General features: G+C 38.2%; 20 protein-coding genes. 3 read left to right on the top strand and 17 right to left on the bottom strand.

What is annotated here, in order from left to right; translation table 11 throughout:
- Positions 1 to 101 precede the first annotated feature (101 nt).
- The 4 genes from KDU71_RS17145 to KDU71_RS17130 form a co-directional block, all read right to left on the bottom strand.
- On the bottom strand, positions 102 to 305 hold the full coding sequence (locus KDU71_RS17145) for a hypothetical protein (RefSeq protein WP_212192317.1): 204 nt from the start codon (positions 303 to 305) through the stop codon (positions 102 to 104).
- 221 nt (positions 306 to 526) lie between these two features.
- Positions 527 to 2,236, bottom strand: coding sequence for an ATP-binding protein (locus KDU71_RS17140; RefSeq protein ID WP_212192316.1), 1,710 nt, complete (start codon positions 2,234 to 2,236; stop codon positions 527 to 529).
- A 55-nt stretch (positions 2,237 to 2,291) separates the two neighbouring features.
- Positions 2,292 to 2,873, bottom strand: coding sequence for a hypothetical protein (locus KDU71_RS17135; protein ID WP_212192315.1), 582 nt, complete (start codon positions 2,871 to 2,873; stop codon positions 2,292 to 2,294).
- A gap of 163 nt (positions 2,874 to 3,036) precedes the next feature.
- Entirely contained in the window at positions 3,037 to 3,615 is a 579-nt protein-coding gene (locus KDU71_RS17130) for an NAD(P)H-dependent oxidoreductase (RefSeq protein ID WP_212192314.1), read from the bottom strand.
- Positions 3,616 to 3,976: 361 nt separating this feature from the next.
- Here KDU71_RS17130 and KDU71_RS17125 point away from each other — a divergent pair, with 361 nt between their 5' ends.
- Positions 3,977 to 4,498 carry a lactoylglutathione lyase family protein gene (locus tag KDU71_RS17125; protein ID WP_212192313.1) on the top strand — a complete coding sequence of 174 codons (522 nt, stop codon included), beginning with the start codon at positions 3,977 to 3,979 and terminating at the stop codon, positions 4,496 to 4,498.
- Here the strand turns inward: KDU71_RS17125 and KDU71_RS17120 are convergent.
- From KDU71_RS17120 to KDU71_RS17100, 5 genes are all read right to left on the bottom strand, one after another.
- Entirely contained in the window at positions 4,474 to 4,848 is a 375-nt protein-coding gene (locus KDU71_RS17120) for a winged helix-turn-helix transcriptional regulator (protein WP_212192312.1), read from the bottom strand. The two genes, KDU71_RS17125 and KDU71_RS17120, sit on opposite strands and share 25 nt — an antisense overlap.
- Before the next feature lie 99 nt (positions 4,849 to 4,947).
- Positions 4,948 to 5,568 carry a hypothetical protein gene (locus tag KDU71_RS17115; RefSeq protein WP_212192311.1) on the bottom strand — a complete coding sequence of 207 codons (621 nt, stop codon included), beginning with the start codon at positions 5,566 to 5,568 and terminating at the stop codon, positions 4,948 to 4,950.
- A gap of 84 nt (positions 5,569 to 5,652) precedes the next feature.
- Complete coding sequence (polA, locus tag KDU71_RS17110; protein WP_212192310.1) at positions 5,653 to 8,430, bottom strand: DNA polymerase I; 2,778 nt, start codon at positions 8,428 to 8,430, stop codon at positions 5,653 to 5,655.
- Positions 8,431 to 8,581: 151 nt separating this feature from the next.
- Positions 8,582 to 9,028, bottom strand: a complete 447-nt coding sequence (locus tag KDU71_RS17105) for a 6-pyruvoyl trahydropterin synthase family protein (RefSeq protein ID WP_212192309.1) — start codon at positions 9,026 to 9,028, stop codon at positions 8,582 to 8,584.
- Positions 9,029 to 9,088: 60 nt separating this feature from the next.
- Entirely contained in the window at positions 9,089 to 9,394 is a 306-nt protein-coding gene (locus KDU71_RS17100) for an ArsR/SmtB family transcription factor (protein ID WP_212229239.1), read from the bottom strand.
- 193 nt (positions 9,395 to 9,587) lie between these two features.
- Here KDU71_RS17100 and KDU71_RS17095 point away from each other — a divergent pair, with 193 nt between their 5' ends.
- Positions 9,588 to 10,562, top strand: a complete 975-nt coding sequence (locus KDU71_RS17095; RefSeq protein WP_212192308.1) for a polyprenyl synthetase family protein — start codon at positions 9,588 to 9,590, stop codon at positions 10,560 to 10,562.
- A 57-nt stretch (positions 10,563 to 10,619) separates the two neighbouring features.
- Here the strand turns inward: KDU71_RS17095 and deoC are convergent, their stop codons facing one another.
- The 3 genes from deoC to dtd are packed head-to-tail and all read right to left on the bottom strand — an operon-like array spanning position 10,620 to position 12,323.
- Complete coding sequence (gene deoC, locus KDU71_RS17090) at positions 10,620 to 11,510, bottom strand: deoxyribose-phosphate aldolase (protein WP_244828545.1); 891 nt, start codon at positions 11,508 to 11,510, stop codon at positions 10,620 to 10,622.
- Positions 11,511 to 11,541: 31 nt separating this feature from the next.
- A complete protein-coding gene (locus tag KDU71_RS17085) occupies positions 11,542 to 11,871 on the bottom strand; it encodes a nucleotide pyrophosphohydrolase (protein ID WP_212192307.1) in 330 nt (109 codons plus the stop codon).
- The gene (gene dtd, locus KDU71_RS17080) at positions 11,871 to 12,323 is read right to left on the bottom strand and encodes a D-aminoacyl-tRNA deacylase (RefSeq protein ID WP_212192306.1); all 453 of its coding nucleotides are present in this window, start codon (positions 12,321 to 12,323) and stop codon (positions 11,871 to 11,873) included. Before dtd ends, KDU71_RS17085 begins: the two co-directional genes overlap by 1 nt.
- Positions 12,324 to 12,501: 178 nt before the next feature.
- Between dtd and KDU71_RS17075 the strand changes: the two genes are divergently transcribed.
- Complete coding sequence (locus KDU71_RS17075; protein WP_212192305.1) at positions 12,502 to 13,488, top strand: lipoate--protein ligase; 987 nt, start codon at positions 12,502 to 12,504, stop codon at positions 13,486 to 13,488.
- Between the two features lie 55 nt (positions 13,489 to 13,543).
- Here KDU71_RS17075 and uvrC read toward each other — a convergent pair whose 3' ends face one another.
- From uvrC to KDU71_RS17050, 5 genes are read right to left on the bottom strand one after another with little or no spacing between them, the layout of a single operon-like run.
- The gene (uvrC, locus tag KDU71_RS17070) at positions 13,544 to 15,367 is read right to left on the bottom strand and encodes an excinuclease ABC subunit UvrC (protein WP_212192304.1); all 1,824 of its coding nucleotides are present in this window, start codon (positions 15,365 to 15,367) and stop codon (positions 13,544 to 13,546) included.
- A complete protein-coding gene (ade, locus tag KDU71_RS17065) occupies positions 15,357 to 16,994 on the bottom strand; it encodes an adenine deaminase (RefSeq protein ID WP_212192303.1) in 1,638 nt (545 codons plus the stop codon). Before ade ends, uvrC begins: the two co-directional genes overlap by 11 nt.
- A 22-nt stretch (positions 16,995 to 17,016) precedes the next feature.
- Complete coding sequence (gene mnmG, locus KDU71_RS17060) at positions 17,017 to 18,894, bottom strand: tRNA uridine-5-carboxymethylaminomethyl(34) synthesis enzyme MnmG (protein WP_212192302.1); 1,878 nt, start codon at positions 18,892 to 18,894, stop codon at positions 17,017 to 17,019.
- A gap of 41 nt (positions 18,895 to 18,935) precedes the next feature.
- The gene (gene ybeY / locus KDU71_RS17055; RefSeq protein ID WP_212192301.1) at positions 18,936 to 19,358 is read right to left on the bottom strand and encodes an rRNA maturation RNase YbeY; all 423 of its coding nucleotides are present in this window, start codon (positions 19,356 to 19,358) and stop codon (positions 18,936 to 18,938) included.
- Positions 19,358 to 19,753: an ATP-binding protein gene (locus KDU71_RS17050; RefSeq protein WP_317195173.1), complete on the bottom strand. Its 396-nt coding sequence runs from the start codon at positions 19,751 to 19,753 to the stop codon at positions 19,358 to 19,360. Before KDU71_RS17050 ends, ybeY begins: the two co-directional genes overlap by 1 nt.
- Positions 19,754 to 19,772: the final 19 nt, after the last annotated feature.

The following is a 19,772-nucleotide window of genomic DNA, read 5'->3' as shown; positions in this document are numbered from 1 at the left end:
CAACTTCTCCGAAGTTGTTTTATTATCTCCAGCGGAGATAAATATTTGTAGATATGTGAAATGTAAATGACCAATCAACCTCAGCGAGGTTGAATATATATTTAATCGGTTATTAATGATTTCTTATATGCTTTATTACTCCGATTTATAGCCTTTAAGGTATTCGTTATTGCTACATCAATAGTCTTCACCGACAGGATGGTACACCCGGCAGTTAGTCTGATACTCTTTAGGGTTTCATCAATACTCTTTAGTGTAACACGCCTACTCTGCACCGCCACATCCATCCTCCATAAAGTTAGCATCGTACTCTCGAATGACAGGGTCGTACTCTGGACTTACAGCATCGCACTCTTGACTACCAGCATTATACTCTCAAGTAACAGTATCGTACTCTTGACCGACATATCGATACTCTTCGATGGATGAATGCGAAGATGGGTTAGCAGCTTACCAACTCACTTGCTGCCTGCGAGTCTCCTTATGCGGTTTAACACTACTCTACTAAAGGATTCGCGCAGTAACACTACTGGCTCTCCTCCCCTACACACACAACGGGCAACTCCACATAAAACACTGTGCCTTTGGGCTGATTGGCTTCAAGCCAAACACGCCCATTCATGACCTCTACTATCTTTTTTACGGTTGTCAATCCCAGTCCGGCACCGCTTTCTATGTAGAGGCGGTGCTTCTCCTGCCTGAAGGGTTGAAATATGGCTTCTTTGTCGGCCTCATCAACGCCAATACCGGTATCTTTCACTACTATTCTGAGTGTTTGGCCGCTGCATTCACCAATCAGCTGCACCTCCCCATCGGGCGTGTATTTAATGGCATTGCTAATGAGGTTATTGAGCACCTGCTGCAACAGTACACGGTCGCTGTTAATGCGCTGATGCTGATTGGGCGTATTAAGCTGCAAGTGAAACGACAGACCGGCTTTCTTTGCCAATGGGAGCATCAGCTCATGGGTTTCGCGCAGCAGGTTAAGCACATCAAAAGGCTCATTAACTGGTTTAACTACTCCCGACTCCATTTTCGATAGTTGAATAATACTGTCGAGGATGGATAACAGCTGTTTTCCACCCTTTATCATCAGCGAGGCATAGTGCAGGGTGTCGGCCTTCGATACCTGATCCATTTCAATCAGCTGGGCAAAGCCAATGATGCTATTCATGGGTGTACGCACCTCGTGACTGATATTGGTCAAAAAGGCCTTGGTCAGGCGCTCACTTTCGGTGGCCTTATCTCGTGCTGTCACCAGCTTTTCATTTAATTCCAAAAGCTGATTTTGTTCTTCTTTAAGTGCTTTTGTCTTTTCCTTCACCAGGGCGTTAAGGCGCTTATTAAAGATGAACATGATAACCAGCACTCCCAATACGCCGGCCAGCACCAGCAATATGCCATATATCAGCTCTTTACTCCAATAAGCCGCTTTGTATTGATGAAACAGCCAGCGCTTGTTTATCGTCTCTCGTTCCTGCTCACTAATCTGTTCAATGCCTTTATTGATAATAGACACCAGTTCGGGCCAGTCCTTTCGCACTGCAATTGAGAATTGTACAGCATAATCGGTTTCGCCAGCCACCTTTAAATTGGTAAACCCCTCTTCTTCGATATAATAAGATGCGGTGGCCATGCTCAGCACCATGGCATCGCTCACCCCAAACGATACCTTACGCATGCCTACCAGTGGGTCGCTCACATAATCAATCTGCATATCGGGGTAATCGAGACTGATAAAATCATCCCATACATAGTCCTTCACCAAGGTGAGCTTCATCCCTTTCAGGTCATCAAGACTCATTTCCCTAGTCACACCCACCCGGGTAATGATCACCCCACGGGTAGTAAGGTAAGGCGTTGTAAAAGCCATGTACTGCCGGCGCTGCTCCGTAATGGCTGCCACACCAAATACATCTACCTCCTGCTGTTTAGCAGCTTCCACAATACTTTCCCAGTCAGCCATTTTAACGATGGAAAACTGCAAACCTGTTTTATCCTCAATCAGGCGAATGTATTCGGCACCCATACCAGCATATGCACCTTGATCATCAAAATACTCAAAAGGTGCAAATTTAGGGTCAGGTGCCAGACGGATAGCACCATTATGCTGTTTGAGCCACTCGGTCTCGCTGGCACTTAATCTAATCGATTCTTGCGCCATTAACTGACTGCTTGCCAGTATCGTTGTTAACAGACCTATATGTACCAACAGTTTGGTTAGTATTTCCTTCAAGAGAATTTGATTTTTTTATTGTGATACAAACCCAATTTTTACTTTACTCTCTTTATTATGATTTGATTAGAGATATTTGCTGTATGTATAATTTATTCATCTCTTTCAGCTCAACCTGCCAAACAACCCCATACCCATCTAAAGGTGATTCCACCCGTTGCATTTTATAATATCCTTTGTTTGCATGGCATACTAATAGAATTGTACAATTATCACCGTAATATGATGATAAATAAAAATTTAACTCTTCTTCGTTTATCGGTTGAATTTCAAGTACAGAATTGTATTTGTTTTCAAGCTGAATATATTTCCTATTCGGAGACACTAGTGGATTTAAGGCATTATACAATGAAGAATCATTTGATTCAATTCTGGATATCTGAAAATCCTCAGTTAGTTTATTAGCAAGCTTAGTATTCTTTATAACATCACTATCCAGTTTCTTCATTTGAAGTAATTTGAGGCCAGTAACAGAATCAATTTCGAATAAGTTAAAGTTATTTATCACACTATGAGCTAATGGCTTATCGGATTCTAATAACGCAATAATTTCATTGGTTCTAATTTTTTGAATTTCTTGAAAATTAACTGAGCCAACATAAAAAAGTATCAATAAAGTTAGTAAAGTAGATTTCATAATGCCGAATTTTTCAACTACAGTAGGGGTTTGCAAACAATTACACCTTCAGGTATTTAAAACTAAGAGCTACTCAAGAAAGCTGCCTATTCCAAACTATCTATAGCAAGACAAATTACACTATACCATCTTCAAAGGCAAACAACAAGTTGTTTAGTTCGGTTTATACCATTCTTATTCCTAATCGTCTGACCTTTTCCAACCATTTCAACCGGGTTTGCTCAGATGAGGCCTTAACGGGTCTAAAACTGGTTATTTTTACCGGTTTAACACCACAAAAATTTAAAACACATTTTCGCATAGCATTATGTCCCGGGCGTTGATACACCCAACGGTAATACCAACCTGGCGTATCCATTGTCACAATTAAACGAGCACTTTTACCTTTTAGCAGTTTATCCCATAGCAATGAATTCTCACGGTATTGGAAAGCAAAACCGGGCAAAAACACCCGATCGATAAAACCTTTGAGCAAGGCTGGCTGAGTGCCCCACCAGGTAGGATAAACAAACACCAGGTGATCAGCTTCTTGAATACCTTTCCAGGCCATTTCTAAATCGGGTTCAAGCGTTGTTCGCTTACGATAGCCGTACTTTAACACGGGTGAAAATTCTAATTCTCCTAAATTAATCAGCTGACATTGTGCTCCTGCTTCCTGTGCACCGGATTGATAATACCGGGCCAACTCTGTGCACAAACTTTCCTTATCGGGATGGCCATTGATAATGAGAATTTTTTTCATCTGATATATTACTAAATTTTCCTTTCCAATACGCTGGCCTTAATAAACTTAACCACGACTGGGATTTATTTTAATATCAAGTAAAAATCGAAAGTTTGCCTCAGTGAAAAGCCGGACATCTTTTTATGCTTCCTCGCAAGAGATTTTTACAATTTTTTTCGCTCTTCAAAGGCTTGAACAAGTTAAAAATACACATTAGTGTAACTATCTGCAAAATTTGTAACCTCTTGTGCAACAATCATTTTTAATATTACTTCGCCACTCTAATCAAAAGTATAAAGTAATGAACAAAAGAATCTTAGCTCTTGTTGCGCTTATAGGAATGATTGCATGGCAGGCTTTTTCACAAAACACCACTATTATGAAAACGAACAATGAAATGGTAAAACCCTATCCTAAAACATTTTCGCACATTGGCATTACGGTGCCTGATATTGAAGCGGCCGTTAAGTTTTATACCGAAGTAATGGGTTTTTACGTAATTATGGAGCCCACTGTTGTAGTGGAAGAAAACGAAACAGCCATAGGTCAAATGTGTATTGATGTGTTTGGCGAAGGCTGGGGCACCTTCAAGATTGCTCACCTTTCATCGGGCGATAAAATTGGTTTTGAGCTATTTGAATTTGAACAGAGTAAAGAGCTCCAACCCCGGTTTGAACCTTTTAGAACAGGTCTGTTTCATTTCTCTGTGCAGGATCCGGATGTCGAAGGACTGGTAAAAAGAATCGTTGATGCGGGCGGTAAACAGCGTATGCCAATCAGAGAATACTATCCGGGCGAAAAACCTTTCCGTATGTGTTATGTTGAAGATCCTTTTGGAACCGTATTTGAAATATACTCCCACTCTTACGAGTTGCACTATTCACCGGGCGCATACAAATGATGCTCGCCAGCAAAATCCTGTCCCCATTTATTCAATTCCAAAATAATGGGGACCAATGACTTTCCAATACCCGTTAATGCATATTCTACCCTAGGTGGTGTCACAGGGTACACTTTCCGTTCTACCAGATTATCATTTTCCAGTGCACGAATAGAGTAGGTAAACATCCGGTTTGAAATATCTGTAATACTCTTTTGTAATTCACCCGAACGCATGGGTCCATCCTTTAAATGATAGATGATCAAACTCTTGTATTTATCTCCTATCAAGTGTAGTGCAAAAGCTAAAGAGCAATAAAAATCCTTGCCTTTATAGCTTATTTTTTCAGTATGAATATCATCCTCTTTCATTGGCATATATGCTTTATCAGGTCTACCAAAACTTCATTTAAAGCAACTATTAATCAACCCCTTACCAGAATGATTAAATCTCCCTCTTTCTTATAATGGCTAATTAACAGCACCATTAAAATTAATATTCACCCCCATAGAAAAACTAAAGCCGGTGGTGTTTTTCTTTAGCTCATGCCCCAGCCCAATGCTGACAAATGGTGTTAATAAGTAGTGAGCAAAAAACGCCTGATTGAAGGCGATGCCCATTACTGGTACTATCTCAGAATCGGTAGGCGTAAAATAGAAGTTGCTTTCGGTTTGCTTAAGCTTGACATGATTAATACCAAACACCCCGTTCAGCGAACTTGGAAACTGTTTTTGTCCATTCAACAGATATGATAAACCAAGATTAACACCCACAATACGGGCAAATGAGCTGCTGATATAGCTGATTTGCGCATTGCCCCTTGCATAAAAATTATCCAATTTAGGCCTGGATATATAACCAAGATACAACTGAGGCTTCACCTGATCGGCAATTTGCTGGTTGGACACCCCAAAGGCTATTCCATTTTTAAACAGAAAACCAACCCCAACTGAATTAAAATGTCCGGCTTCATTGGCATACGAATGACCATAATGAAGGGTCATACCACCTTTATCGCGGTAAAACTCTTCTTGCGCGTATCCGGCAATATTGATGAGACATAAGCAACAGCAAATGAGAAGTTGTTTCATGAAAATTAGGTTTGGTTATCAATTTATAGCCTGGTGCCAGTGCCCATTTCCCGGGCACTGATCACCAAGCACAGTGTTCTATTATCAATGTGCCTCCAGCCAGTTTACGCCCACACCCATATCTACATCAAAGGGTACAGATAGCTTGATGGCCTGCTCCATTTCCTCTTTCACAATCGCCTTCACTTTTTCCTCCTCCGATTTCAACACATCGAAGTTTAATTCATCATGTACCTGAAGAATCATTTTAGAGGCGATTTTTTCAGTTTCGAAGCGACGTTGGATGTTGACCATAGCCTGCTTAATAATATCGGCTGCAGTGCCTTGAATTGGGGCATTGATAGCATTACGCTCTGCCATCCCTCTGACTACCCCATTGCGTGAATTGATATCGCTCAGGTTACGCTTACGGCCATAAAGCGTCTCCACATAGTTATTCTCTCTCGCTTTGGCAATGCTACCATCCATAAATTCTTTCACACCAGGGAAACTTTCGAAGTAGCCATCAATTATTTCCTTAGCCTCTTTGCGCGATATAGTCAGGCGCTCTGCCAAACCAAAGGCCGAAATACCATAGATAATACCAAAATTAGCGGTTTTAGCCTTACGTCTCATATCAGCTGTCACCTCTTCCAAAGGCACTTTAAAAATTTTGGCGGCTGTAGCAGCATGGATGTCCTCACCACGATTAAAAGCATCAATCAAATGCTCATCGCCACTAAAGTGGGCCATCAAACGCAGTTCCACCTGCGAGTAGTCGGCCGACAGAAATACATGTTCTGTATCAGAAGCCGTAAAAGCTTTACGTATCTCCTTCCCGTTTTCATCCCGGATAGGAATATTCTGAAGGTTAGGATTATTAGAGCTCAGGCGACCTGTCACTACTGTTGCCTGGCTATAACTGGTGTGTATCTTACCCGTCTTTTCATTAATCAGCTTCGGCAGCGCTTCAACATAAGTATTCAATAGCTTCACTAAACCCCTGTATTCCAGAATAGCAGGGATAATTTCATGCCTATCCTTAAGTTTTTGCAGCGTTTCTTCATTGGTGCTGTATTGCCCACTCTTGGTTTTCTTAGCCTTCTCATCAATTTTTAAATGTTCGAACAGCACTTCACCCACCTGCTTAGGACTCGCAATATTAAACGACATGCCAGCCAATTCCTCAATAGTTTTCTCAAGATCGATGATTTGTTCACGTAATTTTTCAGCAAAGTCCTTCAAAGCTTCAGCATCCAGCTTCACCCCTACAAACTCCATGTTAGCCAGCACTTCAATCAACGGCATCTCAATGTCATTAAATAGCTTCTCAACTGCACTACCTTTCAGCTCCTCCTGAAATTTCATAGCCAACTGCCAAGTAATATCTGCATCTTCGGCTGCATAATCCAGTACGTTTTCAGGTGCCATATCGCGCATATTCTTCTGCTGCTTGCCCTTTGGTCCTACAACCGCTTCGTAGGCCACAGGCGTATAATTAAGGTAGGTTTCTGCCATAAAATCCATGCCGTTCTTCAGACCCGGATACAACAGATGATGCGCCACCATTGTATCAAAATAGGGTCCTTTTACATCAATGCTGTAATTCTTTAGGATCAGCATATCATACTTCAGATTCTGGCCTATCTTGATAATCTTTTTATCTTCAAATATTGATTTAAATGATTCAATTAAATCATTATCTACCTTACCATTAATCATTACAGGTACATAATAGGCTTCGTTGGCTTTCCAGGCAAAGGACATGCCCACCAGTTCAGCCTCCATGGCATGCACCGAGGTTGTTTCGGTATCAAAGCAAAACTGCTTCTTGGTGCTTAATTCGGCCCTTAAAGATGCCAGTTTATGCTCATTATCCACCAAATAATAGTGATGAATTACATCCTTTATTGTCTGACGATTACCAAAGCTTGTCTCTACTACTTCTTCAACTGAAGGCGCAGCCATACCAAAGAGATCGCCCTGAACAGGTGTAGTACCATATAATTGATTTATACGACCTGCCAGGTTTTTAAACTCCAGTTCATCAAATAGCTGATTAATGGCCTGCATATTGGGCTTTTCCTTTTTCAATGCATTAGCATCAAGCTCCACAGGTACATCTAATCGAATAGTCGCCAGCCTATATGACAATTCCACCTGCTCCCGGAAATTAATCATGTTTTCTTTCTGCTTGCCTTTGAGCTCATCAATGTGGTCATATATCCCATTGATACTACCATAGGCTTTTATGAGATCTTTCGCACGCTTCTCGCCTACGCCCGGACAGCCTGGTATATTATCAGCTGTATCACCCCATAACGCCAGAATATCAATGACCTGCAATGGATTATCTATCTCAAATTTTTCTTTAACCTCTTCAACGCCCCACTTATCGATACCACCACCTTTGCTTCGTGGCTTATACATAATCACATTGTCTTTCACCAGTTGGGCATAATCTTTATCGGGCGTTACCATGTAAGTAGTATAACCGGCCTGCGATGCCTTATTCGAGAGGGTTCCTATCACATCATCAGCCTCATAACCATCTTTAACAATCACCGGGATGTTCATAGCCTCAATAAACTGTTTGATATATGGAACAGACAATTTGATATCTTCCGGCGTAGCATCACGATTGGCTTTATATTCGGGATATTCTTCGTGACGAAACGTGGGCCCCGAAGGATCAAAAACAACTGCTATATGCGAAGGATTCTCTTTGGTTAAAATCTCCAGCAATGAATTGGTAAAACCAAAAATGGCCGATGTATTCATTCCTTTGGAGTTAATTCGCGGGTTACGAATAAAAGCATAATACGCCCTGAATATCAATGCATAAGCATCCAACAAATACAAATCCTTCTTTTCTTCAAGCATAACTATCGTTGTTTTTTTTGCTAAGATAAAAAAAGCTACTGGCTACTTGCTTTTAGCTAATAGCTTATTTACAGACTTACATAAAACAAAAAGCCGAAATGAATAATTCACTTCGGCTTTTTATAGCTAATGGCTTTCAGCCAAAAGCTAATTAATTATCACTGGCAAACCACTCAGCATAACTTGTCGCAGTTTCGTTCAGTTTTAAACTAAATAATTCAATATGCTCCGGCAGTCGCTTTTTGATGCGTTCAGCAAAATCGAACAGCATATTTTCACATGTTGGTTGATAATCAACAATCTCATGACGTTCACCCATTTGTGGCAACGCCAACAGCTGTTCAGAAGGTGCATTACTGCTAAGTACCACAGCGTGATCTAACTTATCGACAATCTCCTCATTGACGATTGTTTTCAAATCACCAAAGTCCATCACCATGCCCAATTTAGGATTATTTTGATCCCTGATGGGCTCTCCAATAACCGTTACATTTAAGATGTATGAATGCCCATGTAGGTTTTTACATAAACCATCATAATTCCACAAAGCATGCGCCATCTCAAACCTAAACTCCTTTGTCAATCTTATCTTTGCCATCTTCACTTCATAAAAAAAGACTGAAATAATCAGTCTTTATGGTCATTTTGCCTGATTCTTTTACTTTACAACGGTACACTTACTAACGCAATCCACAATATTTCTTAAGCTATTGTGCTTAAGGTAATAAAAGGTATTTTTTCCCTGACGCTCACTAGCCAGTACTCCTTTATCCTTTAATATTCCCAAATGATGCGAGGTGGTTGACTGCTCTATGTTTAAAAGCTTATGGATTTCGGTTACAGTTAACTTATTGCCATCTTCTAAATGACTTAATATGGCAATACGCATTGGGTGTGCAATCGCTTTAAGCATGCCTGCAGCTCTATCGAGCATCTCAGTATCTAAATCTTTTATTTTTATCATCGACCCAATATTTATTAAAATAATTACAAATGCAAATATATAACTATCTTGTTACATTATTGTTACGAATGCGCAAAAATATTTAAATATTTAGATAATATCAATATGATGCGTTAAAAAATCCTGAATATTATTTAAATTTGGCGCTTATCGTTAATTTGCGCACTCAGTTATTTGAAAGCACTTACTTACTATGTCAGATACAAAGCTCATTAAATCGCCCATCAAGGAAGAAATGAAAGAATTTGAACCTTACTTTAAGGAACAATTGAAGTCAAAAATTCCTTTACTGGATGTGATTACCAATTATGTACTGCGCCGTAAAGGCAAGCAAATGAGGCCTATGCTGGTTTTTTTATCAGCTAAACTAAATGGTGAAGTAAGCGAATCCAGCTATATAGCTGCTACATTAATAGAGTTATTACACACAGCCACTTTAATACACGACGACGTAGTGGATGAAACCTATCAGCGCAGGGGATTCTTCAGCATTAATGCGCTATGGAAATCGAAAGTTGCCGTTTTGGTGGGTGATTTTTTCCTCTCCAAGGGTTTAAGCCTGTCGCTGGATACCGGGCAAATCGATGTGCTTAAAGTAGTTTCTAACGCGGTGAGTGAAATGGCTGAAGGTGAATTACTTCAGATAGAAAAGTCGCGCAAATTGGATATCACCGAAGAAGTATATTACCAAATTATTCGCAAAAAAACAGCTACCCTCATTGCTGCCTGCACCAAAGCAGGTGCCCTATCGGTTGGAGTAAATGGCGATAAGTTAACCAATATGGCCGAATTTGGTGAAAACCTGGGCATTGCTTTCCAAATACGCGATGATTTATTTGATTACGAACAAAACGGAATGATAGGCAAGCCTACGGGTAATGATATTAAAGAAAAGAAATTGACGTTACCACTAATTCATGCGCTAGGTAAAACTGACAAGCAGGAGCAACGACGAATTTTGAGACTTATTCGACGACATCATAAGAATGAGAAGAAGGTACAGGAAATTATTGCATTTGTAAAAGCCAATGGCGGGATCGAATACGCCACTGAGCAGATGGAATTGTTTGCTGAAAAAGCTAAAAACAACCTTGCTGGTTATCCGGATTCAGAGACGAAAACAGCCCTGCTAACCATGGTGGACTACACCCTAAAAAGAAAAAAATAGTAGTCTATATTATCACCACTAAATAAGATAAATATAAACTACTACCTAAATTATTAATTAAAAATATTTAATCTCTTTTCTAAAGCCATTTTCCAATTCGGCAATATCACTGATTAGATGGTTAGCCAAGCGACTTGCTCCTAGTCTGAACAAGTGATTATTTAGCCAGTCAGTACCACATATTTGCTTAACCAAACAATAGTACACCAAAGCATCGTCTGCTGTTGAAATACCACCTGCTGGCTTAAAACCGATTTTTTTACCCGTCTTTTCAAAGTAGGCTTTAATGGCCGTCAACATAGTATATGCGGCTTCAAATGTTGCTGCTGGCTGTTGCTTACCAGTTGATGTTTTAATGAAATCAGCACCATATTCCATTGATATCACACTGGCTGTCCATACATCCTCAGCTTTGGGCAATGTACCCGACTCTAGGATAACTTTAAGATGTGCATCCCCCATCACCCCCTTAATGGCATTGATTTCCTCACCAACAAACTCATAATTGCCTTCCATAAACTCACCAACGGACATAACGATATCAATTTCATTAGCCCCAAAATCAATGGCACGCTGTGTTTCCATCTTTTTTACATCCAAAAAGGTTTGCGATGATGGAAACCCTGCCGAAACAACCGCCCGGCCAATATTCGCGTCTTTTAAGCCGCTTTTCAATACCGGAGCAAAAACAGGATACACACACATGGCTGCTACTTGTGGAACAAAATCAAAATGCTGTGGTAACTCATTGACTTTTTCAACAAAATCACGAATATCATCCGAAGAATCTTCTGTATTTAAAGATGTAAGGTCGATACAATTGAATAATAACTTCAATATATCTTTATTTGCCTTTAAATGAAGTGCTTCTTGCTTGGCTGCGTTAATTCCTTCTTCAATCTGCTTATCTGTTAACGAAAAAGGAAACTTATCCATTAATCCATCCATATCTCTATATTTAGCTAATTTTCTCTTGTTATTACTTCTTCAACTTATTGTTATTTATGTGCCTTTCGGCATCTCTCTTAGTTTTTTTAGCCATGTTCTTAGCAAAGGCCTTTTCCAGATCAACACCGGTTTGGTTGGCCAGGCAAATTAACACCCAAAGCACGTCAGCCATTTCATCAGCCATGTTAGCGTTCGCCTCATTTGACTTAAATGACTGATCACCAAATTTACGTGCCATTAACCTGGCTAATTCCCCTACCTCTTCGGTTAGTATAGCCATATTTGTCAGTTCGCTAAAATATCTGACTCCATAGGTTTTAATCCATTTATCAACCTGCTCTTGTGCTTCCGATAGCTTCATTATTCTCTCCTTTTTGAATCAATTAGTATAGTTACCGGGCCGTCATTTGTCAATTGAACCTGCATATTAGCCCCAAATTCACCGGTTCCAACCATACGGCCACTTACCAAATGTAATTCCTTTACAAAAGCTTCATATAAGGGAATAGCTACATCAGGCCCGGCCGCATTAATATACGATGGACGATTTCCTTTTTTTGTCCGGGCATGCAATGTAAACTGGCTAATAACCAAAAAATCACCAGCAATATCAACTATTGACCTATTCATCACCCCTTCTTCATCGTCAAAAATACGTAAGTTACAGGTCTTTTTAACTAACCAATCGATGTCTTCCTTGGTGTCGTCATTTTCGATACCAACAAGAATCATTAATCCCTTATTTATACTTGATTTACAATTCCCATTTATCGAAACAGAGGCCTCGCTTACACGTTGAATAACTAATCGCATAAATTGTATTTTAAACATCGAAAATACAATTATCTTTCGATAGTTTATAACATCCAAAGAAGGAAACCGACCATTTGGTCTATTATTAAACAAAATGGTGTCAACAGTAGTTCATTGTAGATAGATACAATTACTGAAGATATCACTAACAAAAAAATTTATTCATAAAACACAGTATATGAAAGGATTAATCAGCAAAACCAATAGTCCTTCTTTTAACCTGGCAACGGAAGAGTACCTGCTACGACATACACAGGAAGATGTATTTTTCTTATATACCAATGCGCCATCTATTATTGTAGGTAAACATCAAAATACCCTGGCTGAAATTAATTACGAATTTGTCAATAAAGCAGCTATCCCCATATATCGCAGATTATCAGGTGGTGGTACGGTCTATCATGATGATAACAACTTGAACTTTTGCTTTATAAAAAGTGGTAAAAAAGGTGATTTAGTGAACTTTGAGCGATACTCTGAACCTATATTATTAGCTCTTAATGAACTTGGCATTGCCGCCACATTTGGCAAAAGACACGACATCCAAATTGCGGGTAAAAAAGTATCAGGCAATGCATCTCACGTATATAAAAACAGGGTGATGCATCACGGTACACTCTTATTTAGATCAGATCTCAGCGTATTAAATAAAGCTTTAAAAAACAATCCCCTAATTATTAAAGATAAAGCCGTTAAATCAGTAAGAAGTGAAGTGGCTAACATATCGGACTATTTAAATGAAGATATGAATTACAATGATTTCGCTAAATATATTTTTCAATATCTTCTGCGATATTACGAAAACGATGCCCTATTTGAATTAACAGAAGAACAAACAAACCAAATAGAGGCGATTTCAGAGAGTAAATTCAGTACCTGGGAATGGAACTATGGCTACAGCCCCAACTTTGAATTAAAAAGACTTTATAAGCTGGAAAACGGAACAAGAATCAAATCACATATTACTGTGCAAAAAGGTATCATAACACAAAGTAAAATCGAATCAACGGATGGCATAATTCAAAAAGAACTGAATTTGATCAGTGACACAATTTGTGGACTACAACATCATTCATCTACCCTGAAAAATGAATTGGTAAACATTAATTTTATTAATATAAACAAAAGTAATCTCGAATTAATCAACAAGGGATTCTTTAGCTAATTCAATTAATTTAAAGAATAATAAAAATATTCATATCAATCTCATTACCTTCACCTTACAGTATTTTACCTCTATTAAAATAAGAATACACTTTATTACCCTTATCCTTCCCTATTATTGAGGTCAAATTCTCCAATGTAGCACTCTTAATATTGTTAAATGACTTAAAATTATTAAAAAGCACCTCAATGGTTTTATCTCCGATACCAGGTATTTCATTTAGCTCAGAAGTGATGAAATTGATGGAACGTTTTTGTCGATGAAAAGTAATACCAAAACGGTGAGCTTCATTTCGAAGGTGCTGAATTATTTTTAGAGTCTCTGAATTTTTATCTAAGTACAAAGGAATCGGATCCCCGGGATAAAAAATTTCTTCCAGGCGCTTAGCAATACCAATAACCGATATCTGGTCACTCAATCCCAGTTCACGTAATATTTTTACAGCAGCACCAAGTTGTCCTTTACCTCCGTCAATAACTACCAACTGAGGTAATCCCTGCCCCTCCTCCTTTAAGCGCTTATAGCGGCGATAAACGACCTCCTCCATGGAAGCAAAATCATTTGGACCAATAACCGTTTTGATATTAAAATGACGATAGTCCTTCTTATAAGGTTTAGCATTGCGAAAAACAACGCAAGCAGCCACAGGATTTGTCCCTTGTATATTTGAGTTATCGAAACATTCGATGTGGCGAGGTAAGACTTTTAAACGTAGATCCGCTTGCATAACCTTTAAAATTCGCTCCTCTCTTGGTTCCTTTTTATGTAATGATTGTTGTTTAAGTTTATCCAGTCGGTAGTATTTCACGTTCCGTTCTGATAGGTCTAGCAACTTCTTTTTATCACCAATTTTAGGCACTAATAGTTTAGTGCGCTCCAGCTCAATATCAAGTTTGATGGGAACCAATACTTCACGCGCTAAAAAATGGAGGCGGTTTTGTATTTCAGAAATGGCCATTACCAATATATCTGGTGCAGATTCATCCAGTTTTTTTCGAAACTCCATGGTGTGTGACTGAATAATAGCACCATCTACTACTCTTAAAAAATTGACAAACCCAGCCTTTTCATCATCGATAATACTAAAGACATCCACATTTGTAATCTTGGGATTTACGACTGTAGACTTACTTTGATAGCCCTTTAATAACTCAATTTTATTTTTGACTTCTTCGGCCTGTTCAAAAGCTAATTCATCGGCATAATGAAGCATTACCCTATGCATGTATTTAAGGACAGAAGAAATATTTCCACTCAAAATTTCTTTAATTGCTGCGATATTTTTAGCATATATCTGCTCGTCATATTGTCCAATACATGGCGCTTTACACTTTCCTATATGGTACTCTAAACATTCACGAAACTTCCCAGCTCTAATGTTTTCCTGAGATAAATTATGCTTGCATGTGCGTAAAGGGTATATCTGTCTGAATAGTTCAATGAGGGTTCGTACCATCCCTACTGAAGTATAAGGACCATAATAAGTACTTCCATCACGCACAAAATTACGTGTTTGAAAAACCCGCGGGAAAGGCTCATTTTTGACAACAATGTATGGAAATGACTTATCATCCTTGAGCAGGATATTATACCTGGGCTGGTATTTTTTTATCAGATTATTCTCAAGCAAAAGAGCATCTTCTTCCGACTCAACAACCAAATGCTTGATATCAGCAATTTTATTGACGAGTATGCGTGTTTTACCATTATCCTGCTGCTTTGTAAAATAGGATGATACACGTTTTTTTAGATCCTTAGCCTTACCTATATATATAATGACACCATCTTCATTAAAATACTGGTAAACACCAGGTGAAGATGGTAATGCCTGAACTAAAAGTTTTAACTGTTTTTCTCTATCTGATCTGCTATTTATCATCTACAAATAAACTGGTAAAAGAAAATGTATTGACATCAAACAGTCCTTTATCGCCAATTTTTATGGAAGGAATTACTAGAAGCGACATAAAAGCTAAGGTCATAAAAGGGGCCTTCATATCACATCCCATATTAGCTACAAAGCGATTAATCGCAGTATATTGCTTAGCCACTTCCTCCCCTTTTTCAATACTCATTAAACCTGCAACAGGTAATTTTAATAGTTTTTCTTCGTTACTATCAGTCGCAACAATGCCTCCTTTTGCATCAATAATAACATTAATGGCTCTTACCAAACTCATATCATCACAACCTATGGCCACAATATTATGACTATCGTGAGCTACAGAACTAGCTAAAGCCCCTTTTGAAAGTCCGAAATTCTTGATAAATCCCACGACCGGTTGTGTATCTTTATAGCGATTTACAACAACAATTTTTAAAATATCATCGTCCAAACTTGATTGAATTTCTTCTCCTTTTTGATAAGAAGTATTCCAAAAAACTTGTTCCGTTAACAGTTCTCCATCTTCTGCCACCATTAACCGCAGGATTGGATTATCCATTGGCGCAACAACTTTGACACCATCCAAAGTAATCGGCGTACAGTTGAAATTATTAATAACATTGGAGGAAGAAAGTTCGAATAAAGCCTGACCATCTTCGGCTACCTTTTTACCATCGATATATGTGGAGAGTACATTGAAATCTGATAGATTATCCACTATAATAAAATCAGCCGAGTCTCCCTCTTGCAGTAAGCCAACTGGCAAATTATAATGCTTAACAGGATTCACCACGGCTACTTGGTACATTTCAAAAATAGAGTATCCTTTAGTTAAACCTAAACGTACGAGGCGATCAATGTGTCCTTTTGCTAATATCAAATCAGGATGACTATCATCAGTGCAGAGCATTGTATTGAAGGGTTCTTTGGTAATAAGCGGATGTAATGCTTCAAAATTACGAGCAGCACTCCCCTCTCTTATTTGAGACTTAATACCATACTTAATTTTATCCAGCGCCTCATCAATACTAAAACTCTCATGATCGGTTGTTATGCCACCTGAAGCATACTTTTTCAGCTCCTCTCCACGCAAACCTGGAGCGTGTCCATCGATGGGTACCTTGAATTTTTGAGCTAATTTTAACTTGTTCCACACAGATTTATCATCGTGAATAACACCGGGAAAATTCATCATTTCAGCCAAAAAAGGAGCTCCATTTTCTAATAAATATTCTACATCCTTCTCCGTAATCTCATATCCTGATGTTTCAAAATTGGTTGCTGGAACACATGAAGGCACACCAAAATAACACTTGAGAGGTACATTTTTGGCATCCTGTATCATATACTCCACACCTTTCACCCCCATTACATTAGCTATCTCATGTGGGTCAGAAACCACTCCAACCGTTCCACGTGGAACAACTAGTTGAGCAAATCGAGAAGGAGTTAACATACTACTTTCGATGTGTACATGACTATCAACGAGTCCAGGTAAAATATAATTAGAATAAGTATTGGTATTTTTAGAAATAGAAATAATGGTATTATTTACAACCTCAATAACACCAGGGAATATTTCATTATTTATAACATCAACAATATTACCAGAAATTTTCATACACATTGTTTCACGTGGAACACTAGCGTCCCATTAATACTAAAAGAACATTTATATCACTTGGTGATACACCTGAAATCCGACTCGCCTGTCCTATTGTAGAAGGTTGCAATTTTCCTAACTTTTGACGCGCTTCTGTTGAAAGTGATTTTATAGAAGCATAATCAAACTTACCTGATATTTGAAGATTTTCGAGTCGTTTAAATTTATCAGCTAATAATCGTTCACGGTTTATATAGCCTGAATACTTTAAAATAATCTCAGCAGACTCTAACACTTCTTCCCTTCTTGAATCAGGCAACGTATTTACAAATTCATAAAATGGATTTATACCCTCTATTAAATCATGAATAGTTAATTGTGGACGCATTAGTAAGTCAATAAGTTTTACACCCTGTTTTAATGCAGATGTACCTTTACTAACTAACCAATCATTTACCAAATTTGCTTTTACACTAAAATTCTTCAAGTACTCAATCACTTCATCACGTAGAGCAAGTTTTTCATTCAAATAATCAACACGCTCTTTTTTAGCTAAACCAAGTTCGAAACTCTTTGGGGTCAAACGAGCATCTGCATCATCTTGTCGCAGTAAAATTCGAAATTCTGCTCTAGAAGTAAACATACGATAAGGTTCATCAACTCCTTTTGTTACAAGATCATCAATTAACACTCCTATATAAGCCTCATCCCTTGACAAAATAAAAGCGTCTTTATTCATAACTTTTTGATGAGCATTAATGCCAGCCATCAAACCCTGTGCTGCTGCTTCCTCATAGCCGGTAGTTCCATTAACCTGCCCTGCGAAATATAAATTACTTATAGTTTTTGTTTCAAGAGTATGGTGCAATTGTGTAGGATCGAAGAAATCATACTCAATCGCATATCCTGGTCTAAAAACCTTAACATTTTCTAAACCAGGAACTAACTTCAATGCATCAATTTGTGTTTGTAGAGGTAATGATGAACTAAAACCATTTAAATAATATTCAATAGTTGACTCACCTTCTGGCTCTAAAAACAACTGATGCCGATCCTTTTCAGTAAACGTAACAATTTTTGTTTCTATACTTGGACAATATCGTGGACCAATGCTTTGAATAGTTCCGTTGTACATAGGCGATTCATCCAAACCGGTCTCTAACACCTTATGAACATCTGGATTCGTATATGTAATGAAACAGCTACGTTTAACAAGGCCATTATCATCAGAAGGCAAATAGCTGAAACGATAACTTCCTTCATCACCTTTTTGTTCCTCTAATTTATCAAAATTAATACTTCTTTCATCAATTCGCACAGGCGTACCAGTTTTCATACGGCCAACAGTAAAACCTCGGCTTAAAAGTTGCTCTGAAATACCTTTTGAAGCTGGCTCAGAAACCCGACCTCCTTCAGAACGCACTGAGCCAATGTGCATTAGACCATTTAAGAACGTTCCAGTAGTTAAAATCACGGCCTTAGATAAGAACGTAACATTATTTGCCGTTCTAACACCTTTAATTATGTTATCTTCAATTACAAATTCAACAACAGCATCTTGCCAGAAAGATACATTAGGAATTTGTTCAAGTTGTTTTCGCCATTCTGAAGAAAACACCATACGATCACATTGTGCTCTCGGACTCCACATGGCAGGTCCTTTGGATCGATTTAACATACGAAACTGAATGGAGGACTTATCTGTAATAATTCCGGTATATCCACCCAATGCATCAATCTCCCTAACAATTTGCCCTTTGGCAATTCCTCCAATAGCAGGATTACATGACATTTGAGCAAAACGTCCCATATCCATTGTAATCAGAAGTACCTCACTACCCAAATTAGCCGAAGCGGCAGCAGCTTCACAACCAGCATGTCCACCACCTACGACAATTACATCGTAATTAAAATCCATAAAATTAATGTTACTCTTTTACTGTAAGATAAACAGCAAAATTAATGAAAAGTTGCTAACAATGATAAAGCATCATCTTCGCGTTTACGCATAATCAACTTCTCTTGTTCACTGGCATCTTTAAATCCAAGAAGATGCAGGACACCATGAATCATTACACGATGTAATTCATCATTGTAATTACAGTTATATTTTTGAGAATTGGACTTAACTGTATCAATACTAATAAAGAGATCCCCAGAAATACGTTTCCCTTTGCAATAATCAAAAGTTATAATATCTGTATAGTAGTTATGATCTAGATAATTAGTGTTAATTTTAAGAATATGCTCATCTGAGCAGAAAATATATGTTAAATTATCTAGTAGATAATCGTATTGATTGATAACTTCATTAATCCAAAATTTTGCATTGTCACTAATTTCTTCAGGTAAGCTTACATCTTCATTATGAAATGTGATCATCAATCAATATTAAAAGTCATTTTAACAATACTTCCTTCATTTTCAAACTCTATCTCATCAGCTAAATGATGCATCAGGAAAATACCTCTACCATGAGTTTTTTCAAGGTTTTCAGGTTTTGTAGGATCAGGCACTTCAGTGTAATCAAATCCAGTTCCTTCATCTTTGATGGTAAACTCCACACGTGTATCATCCAAGAGATATTCTACTACAACTAATTTTTCTTTATCTAGTTTGTTGCCATGAACAATAGCATTATTGACACCTTCAACAACAGCTAATAGCAACTTACCATATATATCGTTATGGAGAGAATATTGGGCTGATAAATCATCGATCAACTTTTCAACAATATTAATATTTTTTGTTTCGGAGTTGAATTCTATTTTGTTCACAATCAATTCCATTTTACAT

This window comes from Carboxylicivirga sediminis (genome assembly GCF_018156225.1).
In the GTDB taxonomy this organism is placed as follows: Bacteria; Bacteroidota; Bacteroidia; order Bacteroidales; family Marinilabiliaceae; genus Carboxylicivirga; species Carboxylicivirga sediminis.
The sequence above is the reverse complement of the archived record's forward strand: the minus strand, read 5'-3'. Positions and strand labels throughout refer to the sequence as shown.